10 protein-coding genes and 1 tRNA gene are annotated in these 13,568 nt (G+C 39.8%); 3 read left to right on the top strand and 8 right to left on the bottom strand.

From position 1 onward, the window contains the following. Positions 1 to 20 precede the first annotated feature (20 nt). Both K0T92_RS18295 and K0T92_RS18290 read right to left on the bottom strand, forming a co-directional pair. The gene (locus tag K0T92_RS18295) at positions 21 to 1,082 is read right to left on the bottom strand and encodes a hypothetical protein (protein ID WP_219873917.1); all 1,062 of its coding nucleotides are present in this window, start codon (positions 1,080 to 1,082) and stop codon (positions 21 to 23) included. Between the two features lie 154 nt (positions 1,083 to 1,236). After that, positions 1,237 to 3,129 (bottom strand): hypothetical protein, encoded by a 1,893-nt coding sequence (locus tag K0T92_RS18290; protein ID WP_219873916.1) that lies wholly within the window; start codon positions 3,127 to 3,129, stop codon positions 1,237 to 1,239. Between the two features lie 499 nt (positions 3,130 to 3,628). Here K0T92_RS18290 and K0T92_RS18280 point away from each other — a divergent pair, with 499 nt between their 5' ends. Next, on the top strand, positions 3,629 to 3,847 hold the full coding sequence (locus tag K0T92_RS18280; protein WP_219873915.1) for a hypothetical protein: 219 nt from the start codon (positions 3,629 to 3,631) through the stop codon (positions 3,845 to 3,847). Positions 3,848 to 3,992: 145 nt separating this feature from the next. Continuing rightward, positions 3,993 to 5,108, top strand: a complete 1,116-nt coding sequence (locus K0T92_RS18275; protein WP_219873914.1) for a tyrosine-type recombinase/integrase — start codon at positions 3,993 to 3,995, stop codon at positions 5,106 to 5,108. A gap of 261 nt (positions 5,109 to 5,369) precedes the next feature. On the opposite strand, the gene K0T92_RS18270 is transcribed toward K0T92_RS18275, so the two are convergent. The 6 genes from K0T92_RS18270 to nrdR all read right to left on the bottom strand — a co-directional run bounded on the left by K0T92_RS18270 (position 5,370) and on the right by nrdR (position 13,166). Further along, entirely contained in the window at positions 5,370 to 6,623 is a 1,254-nt protein-coding gene (locus tag K0T92_RS18270) for a Wadjet anti-phage system protein JetD domain-containing protein (RefSeq protein ID WP_219873913.1), read from the bottom strand. Next, positions 6,616 to 10,014, bottom strand: a complete 3,399-nt coding sequence (locus tag K0T92_RS18265; RefSeq protein ID WP_219873912.1) for an ATP-binding protein — start codon at positions 10,012 to 10,014, stop codon at positions 6,616 to 6,618. The genes K0T92_RS18270 and K0T92_RS18265 overlap by 8 nt, the downstream gene beginning before the upstream one ends. Further along, complete coding sequence (locus K0T92_RS18260; protein ID WP_219873911.1) at positions 10,011 to 10,511, bottom strand: DUF4194 domain-containing protein; 501 nt, start codon at positions 10,509 to 10,511, stop codon at positions 10,011 to 10,013. Before K0T92_RS18260 ends, K0T92_RS18265 begins: the two co-directional genes overlap by 4 nt. A 137-nt stretch (positions 10,512 to 10,648) precedes the next feature. Further along, entirely contained in the window at positions 10,649 to 12,055 is a 1,407-nt protein-coding gene (locus tag K0T92_RS18255) for a Wadjet anti-phage system protein JetA family protein (protein WP_219873910.1), read from the bottom strand. Between the two features lie 511 nt (positions 12,056 to 12,566). Beyond that, positions 12,567 to 12,639 (bottom strand) — tRNA-Ala (locus K0T92_RS18250). A 47-nt stretch (positions 12,640 to 12,686) separates the two neighbouring features. Further along, positions 12,687 to 13,166 (bottom strand): transcriptional regulator NrdR, encoded by a 480-nt coding sequence (nrdR, locus tag K0T92_RS18245; RefSeq protein ID WP_219873909.1) that lies wholly within the window; start codon positions 13,164 to 13,166, stop codon positions 12,687 to 12,689. Positions 13,167 to 13,265: 99 nt separating this feature from the next. Between nrdR and K0T92_RS18240 the strand changes: the two genes are divergently transcribed. Further along, complete coding sequence (locus tag K0T92_RS18240; protein ID WP_219873908.1) at positions 13,266 to 13,484, top strand: alpha/beta-type small acid-soluble spore protein; 219 nt, start codon at positions 13,266 to 13,268, stop codon at positions 13,482 to 13,484. Positions 13,485 to 13,568 lie beyond the last annotated feature (84 nt).

The raw sequence follows: 13,568 nt of genomic DNA, 5'->3' as shown, positions 1-13,568 counted from the left end.
AATAAGTGCCTTTCTCTTTATTATTCCTCATGTCCGAGTTTGAGAAGACAGGGCAAATGATCTATTTTCCAGTTAGCTGGTATGGTCACAGGATTGACGTTAAGTTCATGCAGAGCTTTTATCCTCGTATCAAAGGATTTTTTATCATCAACGTGTTTTCTTGCTTTCCAGATTCCTCTTTTTTGGTTAACCATATCTAGTGTATCCAACAATGCATCTTTCTTTTTTTGTCCCAATCCCTCTTGAGATTGAATTATGTTTCTAGCATTTGACAATGTATAATAGTCTCCAAAACCAACCGTCTTTTTGAAATAAAACCCCAATATATCTTCTGATAACTCATCGCTTAAGAAAAATGACAAATTGTTTCCTTCATTTCGAGTGAGCGGATATAATTTATTGTACTCGCATTGTACCTCAAATCGAATTGTCCATTTTGCATCCTTAGCACCTGGCAGCTTTTTGTTTTTGAGTTGCTTGCCTTTATTATAGCAATTTATCGTTACAGAGGCATTCTTCTTAATACCCTTAAGGTAGAAGCTATCTTCCAACGGCTTGGTTCGCTTACTTGTTTTATTATAATTGCTTGCCTGAATAAACCCGTCTGGAATGTTGCCACGCCTGATTAACTTCATATAGTACTCTATATGCTCTGTTTCGATATTAATTGCTAAATCAACTCTTTTGAATTTGTACGAATCGAGTTTGTGAAATATAAATTTAAGATCTTTATTTTTCCTGTCCTGATGAAAAATCTTTTTGATCGGTTCGAAGACTTTTGTGAATTCCTTTTTGATCTCACTCGAATGTTGAAGTTCAGCTAAGTTAACAAAGTCATCATGATTCAAAAGCCGCATAGGATTCATAATGATTTCAATTGCACTGTAGCTTAGTCCATCTTCAAACTCAACGCGCGTTAAAATAAGATTGATGCCGCGATCTTTTAATAGCTCACAATATGCCTGCCGATGTTTTTCATAAAACCTGACTTTGTTTGCTTTTGCCATTTTCAAAAATGTACGATGTAGCGCGTAATACATACTTGTATTAATCTTTTTAAACAAATGAATGGTATGCAGCATAAACAGAAACCTCCATCATGAATATGACTTTAGTTTCTGTTCACACGCATTTTTATTTTTAATATTCTTTACATGATTGATGGATGGCAAGCCCTAGTATATTTAGAATTATTATCATATAATATAAAAGATAATATATATTTATATGCAATTCTCACCAATCTCGCTTTTTTCTTTGCTTTGATTTGTTGCTCGCGCCTGACAATGTTAACGAAAATCCCTCTGTTTGGCTTTTCTTATTTAATTTCTTTATAACCTCCATGATATCTGGGATCATATTGGTTCGGAAATTGATCACTCTGCAACGTTCTTTAATTAAGGTTCTAGTACTTATATTCCAAAATTGAGTTGTCGTGCCATTTTCGTTAAAGCAGATTAAATTGTACTCATCAAGCAGTTTAGCCAATAATTTATTGCCAATCAACTTGTGACTACCTTGAGATTTCTCAATGCTATCAACTGCTTGCCTATATATAGTCTCCCAGTCAAGCTTGAGAACTTCTTGTCCTTTTTCAGTAGTAACCACGCCAAAAACCTTCTTATCAAAATTCAAACTTCTTCCGTTTAATTCCACTCTGATTTCTTCAGTACTTATCAATTCTCTTAGTGATTGCAAGAAGAGTTCAACTTGAGGGTCGAAGATGGTTTTATTTTGATCTTCCAGCAGTTCCCCGAATATTTGTTTTGCTTTTTTGCACTTGTTGACAAAATCTTCAGGAGTAATGAATCCTCGTTCTTTGCCATATGACATATAAAAATTAAAGGCGATGATCTGATGTGTGAAGCTGTCCGTATAACGACCGTGAGAGCCATATTTTTCACCAAGCTCTGTTCTCAGCGCTTCAAAATCCTTTTTATATTCATCGATAAACGCCGAATTCAACTGTTCACAAAGCCACTCTAAGTAATAAGTGATGCTTGTAGGAAGATGACGTTCATCTTTGTACTTCATAAACAGTTTCGACTTTGCTGCGTCATATGTCTGCGTATCCTCTCGATTGAACAAATTATCCATCTTTGCTCTTATAATTCGTTTCTTTGAAGATTCATTCCTATTATGCGTATCAAGGAACTTTTCCCCTGTAATCAAAACCATACCGTCTGAAATATTAAGGCTTGAAAGTTGTCTATCTGTCATGTTACGGATTATGTCCTCAATCTTGTTGATAACACTGTACTCGTTTTGCTTTGTTTTAGATGTCCCGAAATCGTCAATAACAAATACGCAATCCTTGTGTTCTTTAATGCCTGGCATAATCGTCTTGGTTTTATGTGCATCAGGCCGAGCTAAATTCGTTTTTTCGTATATGCTTGTAAAAAAGGTCGAAAAGGTAGTTTTGCCGTAGCCAGTTTGACCGACTATCCATAGTAAGTAGTTTGGAGCTAGTTCATTAGAAGCAAGCAAAGGAGTCGTAATGATTGACGTCAGAAGATAGCTTAATAAAGAGTATGAAAGCTTGTGATCGCATATATCTAGCATGTTCAAACTTTCCAGAAAAGCATCTTTCGGAGTTAGACTCAGATTACGTTTAAACACAAACTCTGTATTAGTTGTGCCAATATTTCTTTCGATGCTACCGATAATTCCTTCGCTGTGTAGAAAGAACCAGTTCTTGTCAAAGTAATGCCACCCTATCGTGTCATACTCTATTTTTTCAGGTATATTTCTTGCGGACAGGTATATATAGTCTTGAATCGAAGAGTAGTTGTGTCTTTCATTAGAATAAACTTTACAGAAGACATCCCAGTTCTTTTTAATCCATTTATGATTCTCTAAATCAGAAATCAGTATCTCCACTCGATCCAGTTTCTGTTCTCTTTTCAATCCCCCTTCAAATACATATTTATACTCCTTGGCGATACCTTGGTTATCAACCCTCTTTATTTTCTCTACAGGTCGGAATATAAAGTTGCACAGCGGTTTCAATTCGCCTTTTTCTAACTTGCAAAGTTCTCCTTCTTCATTCACATGAAAGCCTGTTCCCCTGATCGTTTGCGAGACGCTACTTAACCAATCTTCTGTCGAGGTATCAGTTACATATCCCATAAAATTAATCTCCTTTTAAAAAATCTGATTTTCCGAATCAACTATTTTAAATGTATCACAAAATCAGATTTTTTCAACACAAATTAATAAATAGTTAAATGAAAACCAACGTTAATGAACTACATCTAATTATAATTAACTACATTGAACGACATATAATTGACGGTATTTTGAGCAGCATGAGATATATATTATTGCTATGAATTGGTCACATTCAATCGAAAGGAGTGAACCTATGTTTGAGCAGTATGATGATCTATTGACGGTTGATGATGTGATGGAAGCCTTGAATATTGGGCGATCCAAGGTATACGACTACTTAAAAACAAAACGATTAAATCCTTCAAGATGAAGGGGTACAGAATACCGAAAGCTGCTTTGATAAACTTCGTGCGCTCACAAGCGAATATGAAAGATTGTGATTAGTAATTATAAAAGGAACAAGCTCCGACGATTTTTGTCGGAGCTTGATTTATTTTGAATGAAAGGAGTGTCTCCTATGAATAAAGAACTGCGGATGCTGGTAGAAGACGATGATCTTAGGCAACAGCTTTTAGTTATTGCAGCACGACACATCAAACTTGCCCTCGAACACTCGAATCGACGAACCACGATGGAACGTAAGCAATTCATTATTCGTGAGATAGCGATATTGCGAGCAGATAGGGATGCATTGATCAATGGAGTAATATGCAGCAGGGAAATCAATAAATTCTAATCCCGTTCACTACATCATATTAGACTCAATTCCCCATCTATTAATAGAAAAAAATTTTCATTTAACAACAATGAAAAGGCAGGCGCTCATGCTTCCTGTCTTTTTGTCATGCACATTAATTCAAAGAGAAGGAGTTGTACTTAAAATGAAAGTTCACAAAGATGAGAAAAAAGGAACCTATTGGTTTGTCGCTAGCGCAGGTAAAGATGCGAATGGGAAACGTCAGCAGATTAAAAGAAGGGGTTTCAAAACAGAAAAAGAGGCAATGCGTGAAATGAGGAAGCTATTGCAACAAGTTGACGATAATATCTACATCAAGAACACCAAACTCAAGTATGTTGATTTTCTTAAAGGTGAATGGCTTGATAGCAAAGCTTTAAAATTACGTATCGTCACATTGGGAACATACAAACATAACATCACAAAGCACATTGCACCTTACTTTAAAAAGCATGAGATCGGGAACATTACTACCCAAATGATTGAGAAGTTTTATGCCCATCTCTCCAATACCAGTCGATTATCTGAGCGCTCAATTCAGGATATTCATAAAATAATAAAAAGCTCGTTCAAAACGGCAGTAAAGAGAAAGTACCTTTCCTTTAGTCCAGCGGAGGAGGCTCAGGCTCCAAAAGTTCCCAGCAAAGAAATGATGGTGTGGGACTTAAATGAAACAACACGTTTTCTTAAAGCATCCGAAAAGCATGAACTATATATCGCTTTTGAACTGGCTCTAACGACTGGAATGCGTCAATCCGAAATATTAGGACTAAGATGGAAAGACATTGACTTCGATGAAGGTGTCCTGCATGTTCGTCAAACCTTGAGTCACGATGGCAAAAAAATTTATCAGGATACAAAAACAAAAAGCAGCAAACGAACCATAAGCTTAGTTGATCGGACGTTGGATATTTTAAAAGATCAACGCAAGAAATATAAAAAGCTAAAACTTGCAGCCGGATCAGACTTCCAAGATTATGATCTTGTCATTTGCACCAAACGAGGCACCCCTATTAATCCACGAAATTTACTCCGTTCCTTCTACTCACTTATGAAGAAGGCTGAAGTTCCAAAAATTCGCTTTCATGATTTACGGCATACCGTTGCTACGTTAATGTTAAGTCGCAATATCAATCCTAAGGTAGTCAAGGAAATATTAGGACATTCTGACATTCGTGTAACTCTGGACACGTACAGCCATGTCTTACCTTCCGTTCACAAAGAAACCGCTAAAAAATTCGGCAGTATGCTTTTTGGTTGAGGTATAAAACCTCATTCACCATTTCACCAATCAGCCTGTTCGATCCCTGTTATGAATCGTCAACGATATTTCAATAATTCGCTCCCAACCTACTGACCGCATTTCAGCAGAGCACTCGGAGCGGTACAAATAGAATCGCCCTGCCTTCAACAGAAGACAGGGCGATTGCTTTTCATAAGAAAAAATTGGTCTGGATGAAGCATGTTAGCTTTGAGGCTCAAAATGCTACGTTGGAAATAACCGGCCTGCCGTAAGCAATTATTATGAACTTTGGTCAGTCAACATTGCCTCCTGCTCCAATTTAATACGTTTTTCAATCATGTAGTCGATGCAGGATTGACAATCGTCAAGCTCTTCACGTAACCTCAAGGTGCCAAGTTTCTCAAGATATTTTGGCGTGACTGATGCTGTCAATGAAGAATATTTTATCAACTCCGATTTATTCATACGGTAAGAAATGACATTATTCTTGATTTCCCGCCTCAATCTTGCTAACATTGAAAATCCACCGTAATCGATATCGCTCCAATGATACCAGGTACAAGTGTTTGGTATGTTATTGGCAATGCTTTGTAAAAACTTCCGCTTTGCTGGGCTGAAATGTCCTCCATGAAATACAACCAATTCATGGTCACTTTTTTGCTTATAGATGTAATCAATGTAGTTTGCCCGATTTTCGATAGAGATCACACTTTTTATTTCAGGAGAAACGTTTAGGTGTCCTCTTTGGAAATCAGTTATACTCACAGTCCCCCCGAAAGTTAACGGTGAAAAATCTACGGATTCATTATCAAATATGATTTTGACGTGCCCACAAAACTCCATTTGCTCAGGATATTTCGAAATCCCTACCTGTCTAAGAAGCCCATCTTCAGATTCATCTACGGAATCCAAATATTTTGACAATATGCCAAGCAGCCGAGTTTTTACCGTCTTCTCAAATCTCTTTGAATCACCGAAACATTGTATCGAAAAAACACGTTCAAGTATTTCCACCGTGCCCAATTGTTCCACAAAGCATATTGCATGAATAAGATCTGTACGTTCCTTTTTGTCGGCGGGCAATCTCTTTCCAATAGAGCGTCTGCTAGAAATAGCCTCATAAGCATCAGCTAGGAACTGTTTGGCCCAATCACTTTGGACAATTTCCATGGCAGCCAACAGTTCCAGACACACGTCGTCTATTTCATCACCTTTAGGCTTTCTACAGATCAGGGCATATGCTGAGGATATATTCTCAATATTTAACCACACCTTTGCAATAATGTGGTGTTCTTCTCCTCGCATCCACTGATAGGAAACGAGCTGCTCCTCATTCAAAGACAGTACCGCATTATTAATCATCGTACGTTTTTCAAATTGTTCAATATCATATTGGGGGAAATCTGTCTGCCCACTATCGTATAGATTCAACATGATTCGGCGTGAAGGCTGTTTTCTCTCAGAAAAATAACTGCTGCGTTCGTATTTGTCTAGCAATGCTGCTATCAGTTGGTACCTATACCGTTCACTCATACTCAAGGTCCTCTAGCTTTCTAGGATCAAATTTGCGAACACAAGCTTGTTTGCCTTCACGTAACACTAGTAGATTACTGTCAACGAGAGTGGCAATATCTCCAATTTTATCAGGTGGTGCAGAAATCACCACTTGAAAATTGAATTGACGCAATAGTTCAACGCTACGCACGATACGCTCTCCGTCCATTTTAGAAAAAGCCTCATCAAACAGAATTATGCGAGATGTGTTTGCAATCTTATCCCTACCAACCCGATATAATTGAGTGAACGATGCCAATACAGCTATATAAAATGGCGTCTGCGTTTCACCGCCCGACTTTTTACCTAGCGTTTTCGAAAGACGTTGTGATTCGCCCTCACTGTTCATGACCTCCAAATCGAAAGACAAGTATGTACGGTAATCTGTAAAGGCTTGAACACGTTTTTCATAATCTTCGCGCTCCTGAGTTTTGGATCCAGTTCCTTCATTCGTTATGATGGCGAATAGTTCTGCTATCTCTTCCTTGTATTTTGTATTAAACTGATCGGATAATAGATTGTATCCACCCTCCAGTAGCATTGGATCAACGATCATATCATAATACCGCTTGTATTCAGGCTTGGGGATAATCCGGAATCGATATGTATCCTCACCAAAGGAACTTCCACTTAAAGCATTATTGAGTCCGTCAATTTGTCTTTTGGCATCATTAATGTTGTTTTGCAAGCGACTTAAAAAATCTTCCTGAAACTGCTCAAAGGCTTTGTTCCTTGTGTCCTGGATCAGTGAAAGATACTCTGGAAGCTTATTATCACTAAGCTCGAGCCACGCGTTATCGTAAACTTCGTTATGCAAGGCATTAATATCGTAACCCATAAGATACATATCGTTATATTGTCGGCGCAAGTTTCGCAACTCGTCCCATGTCGCAGTTTTGGCGTTTGTTGAGCGGCTGAGCTCTCGCGGAAAAGCCCTTTCAATATCGATAGCGTTGCCTCTACTAAGCAGCTCACGTTCATACCTCATTACCCCTGTATTTTCCAACCATTCCATTTCGAATTTTTCGGATAACTGCTTTTCCATGGCGTAGAGTTCTTCGGACAATTTCGGTATCGTCTCATCTTTGCATACTCGCAAGCGTTCTTTGATGGTGCTGCAATGGTCTTTATATCCATCAATTTCTTCACGCAATTTATTCAACATTTGATCTAAGCCTCGAATACGCTCCTGTAGGGCTTCAACAACGCTCTTATCAACGGAATTCAAATCGTGTTTCAATTGGGTAATATCCCGCTCAACCCCCGGAATCAACCCGACATTTTTCGCGGCCGATACTATTTGTCCTACATCTGATATGCTTATGGACATTAGGCTGCTACCCAGTTGAAAGGCAGTCTTGATGGAAGAGCAGATGCCTATTTTATCGGTTAGTTCTGCTATCTCTATTCTCACATCTTCCAATCGTTGCCTAATCGCGCCTTGACCTATAGCTGGTTTCGCCCATCTTTCAGGATTCATAGCTCTTACAACGAAATTCTGATAAATCATGCCTTCGTCAGTAATTGATGTTCGATGACGACGCAAGTCACCGACGCGATCACACTTTTTCACACGACCAAGAGTATAATCCAAAAATAGTCGCACATTGACATCATTAGTGTCGAGTTCTTCTGCTAAGCTACCGAGGTCCGCAGTAGGCTTTATTTTCTTAATACTTTCAATATCTACAATTCCAGTACCATAAATACTACGCTTTCGTTTGATTTCGTCATACACATGTAGCGCAGTATCGAAATGTTCGGGAGGGACAATAAGATAAAATTTTTGCGTATGAAGATAACCTTCGATGACATTACGCCAGCGATTATTCCTTATTTCCGCCGCTTCCGCCACGATTACGACTTTGACAGTTGTCCCCGTTTTAGCACGTAAACGACCTGATACCGCTTCTTTGAGATCCAAGACATCCCGTGGAAAGCGATAAACACCACTCTCAAGGGATTGTAGTTCTGTCTGTAATATTTTACGTTCATCAGCAATCTTCTGCTGTTCCTCGGAAAATCGGGAAGCTAGTCCACCGGACTCTATTCGCATTGAATCCGCAGTTTCTGCGATACGGACAAGCCCTTCCTCGCCAACTGACAAAATAGCTTCAGCATCACTATTACCGATTGTGTCAAAATTGACGAAGAATTCTTGACCCTCAGCAACTAAATTATGAATACGAGTAGTCAGTAGAGGGTTTAAAGAAGAAATATCGATATCATCTATCTTCCGGATCATTCCACCCAAATTAATACGCCACGACGTTACGCTTTTTGCAAGCATTCCCGAGGTCCTGTCATATTCCCTCTGTAATTCGTCTTTTCGTAGTTCTTTTTCTTCAATCTGCGCCTGAAGATGTTTCAAGGTTTGAGTCTGTTCATTATTCAGATACTGGGCTTGTAAAATATCACGTTTTTCCTGCATTTCTATTTGCCGTTCATTTTCCACATCCAATTTACCGTTCAGAGCGAATACCTGATCTGTATATTCTATTGCCTTTTTCTTTTCAACTTCTAAGTCCATCGTTTTGATATCAGCCCGAGCACGGTCCACTAAATAAGAATAGAGCATTTCATTTTGTTGGTGAGTTACAAAATTCTGATGAGAAGTAACGATCTGATCAAGCAATGCAATACGATCCTTAAGTACATCAGCTTCTTGTTCCAATCTTTTATAGCTTCTAATATTCTCTTGCATTCGGCTGACATCAACTGTTTGTTGCGTATCGCACACGAATTCTGAAATAAACTGCTGGATGTCCACATCCGGATTAAACGAAACAGCTTTTTTCAATAATTGCCCGAAACGATCACGCAATCCCCCGAGCTTTCCATACAGATCATTCCTGAAGTCCCGGTTTACATCAGTGGTATAGCTATGTCCTGTATAACTTTCCTTGATATAAGCCCTCAGTGCTGTAATATCCATCGGTTTGCGGTTAACGACGAGAGCATTGGGCGGTATGGATCCATCAAATCGGAAGAACAGTTTTTGCATGTCGTTTTCCGAGTAGGTGTCAAAGCAACACCCGGCAGTAAAATATTTCTTCTTTTCCTCATCATAAAACTCTATGGCAATGTAACTTGTAAACCGACCGTCTCGCAGGTATTTGAAACCAGCATTCTCATCGTCCCCCAATTCTCCACGCAAATACCCGCTCAAGGTTCGATTACCGCGTCCGCTAGCAGCTTTGTTGAAGAAACTGCCACTCGTATCGGCCAATAGCAATAACTGAAGCGCATCCATGATTGTCGATTTTCCAGAGGCATTTTTTCCGGTCAGAAAATTCACTTTATCGAACTCAATCATTTCATGGACAAAATAGTGCCAATGAATCAGCAGTAGTTTAGTCATCCGTTTCATTCCGCATCCTCCAGTCCCGGCTCCGTCTTGTCGACATCATCTTTGCGAAGTTCCTCTAATTCTGCCATCATATCATTAATTCCCTGATTAGAGACAATAGACAAAATGGAAGGAAGAATGAGAATTTGGTTTCCTTCACTGTTCCATGCTGAAGTATCCATTTTTTGTATAATGTTATGATGAGCTAGTGTTCTCTGAGCATCCATCCGTTCTTTTTGAGTTGTTTTCCCTTTTTCCAGAAGCCCAAGCATCTGCATCTTCTCTACAATTGCCTGAGTATCCGTTTTCACAGTGTGAAAGCTGCTCGCTTGTTCTCGTTCTTCCTCATAAATGAGACGACATGTATATAGAAAGAGTGTGGTGAATCGATCGATTCTAAAGCGATTATGGTCGTAAATGTTGATTAAGGACATAATGCCGTAATGATCATCTTTCTCAAGACGCCAACCCGTAACAGCAAAGTAATCCCGTAAGACTCCAAAAAAAACGTGACGCATTCTGGTAATCGTAGCTAGGCAATGTCATTTGCTGCGATGGCTGATATTCATATCGCACCATATAAGTGTGGGATAGCAGATAATTCGCAAGTCGTCTAAACTCGCCCTTCTCGTAACTAGTAAGTGCTTCATATTTCTCACTCCACAATATGCTTTGCCACCTTTCTGCTGATTGTCAGATTCGGAATGGTGTATCCATTTTTCTCATGGCGGCCTTCCTTCATTTGAACCTTATATGCCATACCACGTTCATTAGCACGGACAATAGCTAAAATCAGTAAAATAAAATCGGTATCATTGTCCACTGCAATCGTCTCACTGCTGACCTCGCTGTTACCCGAAGCAAATAGGCTATCTACATAGGCTCGTATTCTTGCTACAGGATACCCCTTTTTAATTTGTTGCAACATGCCAGCCATTGCCGAATCGGAGAAAGTTTGATTATCCGTTATTTCTAGAGGGTTTAAATTAACTCTCCGACTGCGTACATTTTTATGATAGAGAGATTTCCCATCTAGAAATTCTTGTCGATTAACTCGAACATTTCTTTCAAGCATCTCTCCAATTTTACTTCTTGCTGTATTCGTGGACTGTGCATACCCCTTCAACAATTCAACTAATTTACCCTTGATACTTTGGTCGGCAGTCATCAAATACTGGATTTTGTCTATGGAGCTTTTGGTATAGGTACTGTGCTTTCTATCGATTTCGTTTACAATACCACCTACAGATTGATATACATCCAAAACATAATCAATCAACGTTATAATTTCATTACTAGCTTCTTCGTGACTTTCATATTTTCGTATAGTCATAGCTCTTGAACGCATGTTATCCATAAGTTCCACATCCGCAAGTACATCTGACAAAATTCCTTGAATTGGAGCCATATAGCGATGAATAGAATCCATCGTTTTGATAGGATGATAGATACGATCGGACATCCGTTTATACTCTTCGAAATGATTTTTCAAGAGTATGTTCACATCGCTCTGCTCTTGGATCCGCCGCAAATAACTTCGAATACCATGATAGAGACTTTTCAATTCGTATGTAAGCCGCTCTGTATTTGCCTTCGCCGATAAAACCGCCTCGTACATTTGCCCGCGGTGTTCTTCTTTTGCTTGTTTAAGACTGGAGTAAGTTGCAAAAACGAGAGAGTTATACTCGTGTAACGTGTGGTCGTTCAGTTCACTTAAGAGTTTCATTACTTGAATGGCATAATCCCGCGGCGTAATTATCTCGATGAATGATCCATCCAGAAACTCTTTATCAACCCAACCCGTTTTTACCAACCGATTCAAGATCAAACGCGCCTTAACATTTGGTGTTAAACTGCCCTCGGTGGCATCGTCATCTGCTTCAGGTGTAAACTCCTTATCTTCAATCTGTGCAATTAAAGAAGTTAAATAGTCATCCACGCGTATATTGAGTTCATATTTAAACATCTGATGTAAAAGCATGATCGCATCAAGATAAATTTCTTTGTTTCCAGATGAAAGCACGGAAAAAAAGCTTCCGGGAATAGTAGCAAATAGACTCATTTTTACACCTGCCTTCTTATACATGGATCAGCATGAATTAATTTCTTTTATGCCATAACCATTTTTTATAGTTTCAGAAATTTCATCCAACGAGAAGGATGAGTATATAAATTAAAGTTTTCGACAAAAATTGAGGAAAATCCTTCCTAATGACAAGAATTTCTATAAGATACCTATCCCATTGTAACTAGCCATTTAGGCATAGTGCACGCTTTCATGCTATTTATAATGTTGAATCTCACTTCAATTAGCTGACCGCCTTCCATCCAAGTGTTGATATTAATCATAAAAGTCGCCCTGCCCTTATGAAAAGGACAAGGCGATTTCATTTTTTATCGAGGAATACGATACTCTGTGATTCTCACAAGAAATTCGAAAATCCTGTTTTTACACCAAAAAAATCGTTAGTGTGACCAAACGTGTGACCACGACCCAAAAACAACTCAGTTTCGGGCATAGAAAAAACCGCCAAACACCCGGAATCCCTTGTGTTTAGCGGCTTTCTTTTGTATGGAGCCTAGGGGGATCGAACCCCTGACCTCATCGCTGCCAGCGATGCGCTCTCCCAGCTGAGCTAAGGCCCCATGATTGTGACGACAAGTAAGATCGTACCACAGGGGGAGCAGAGCTGTCAATCCTTCTTATTGATTCCGAGCGGATGCTTGGAGAGCAGGTTGTTCAGTTCCTTCATGAACATGTCGATATCCTTGAATTGGCGGTATACGGATGCGAATCGAACGTATGCCACTTCGTCGATGGGATAGAGCTGTTCCATAACGATCTCGCCGATCTCGCGGCTCTCAACCTCAGCGTTGGCTGTTGTGCGGATCTCCTTCTCCACCTCAGAGACAATCACCTCAAGAAGCTCTACAGATACAGGACGCTTCTCGCATGCCCGAATAAGACCGCGCAGCATCTTGTCACGGCTGAATTCCTCGCGGCTGCCATCCTTCTTAATGACGATAAGCGGGGTCTCCTCCACCATCTCAAAGGTTGTGAACCGGCGTGTGCATTTCTCGCACTCGCGTCTGCGGCGTATCGATTTGTTCTCATTGGCTGGCCTGGAATCGAGAACTTTCGTCCCCGCGAAGTCGCAATATGGACATTTCATGTGCTTGTATCCTCCATTTACTTTTTACCAAACGTTCCCTGTCATGAAACTGCTGCTTTCGCACATAATACATTTACCAACCGCAAGGAGGTGAAACACATGAGCTCAAATCGCAGCAGCAATCAACTTGTTGTGCCACAAGCTACAGCAGCGCTCGACCAAATGAAATATGAGGTCGCGCAAGAGCTGGGCATCGCCATCCCTCAAGATGGTTACTACGGCAACATGGCAACGCGTGACGCTGGCTCCCTCGGGGGTTACATCACTCGTAAGCTGGTACAAATCGGTGAACAATCCCTTGCTGGACAGTTCAAATAATGACGAGGCTTTATAATGGAAGCTTTGGTCAATCGCCCTCACAGGCGGCTGGCCAAGGCTTCCTTATTATTTGCTTTTACAAAA

Origin of the sequence: Paenibacillus oenotherae (assembly GCF_019443105.1) — a bacterium.
GTDB classification, from domain to species: domain Bacteria; phylum Bacillota; class Bacilli; order Paenibacillales; family Paenibacillaceae; genus Paenibacillus_Z; species Paenibacillus_Z oenotherae.
The sequence above is the reverse complement of the archived record's forward strand: the minus strand, read 5'-3'. Positions and strand labels throughout refer to the sequence as shown.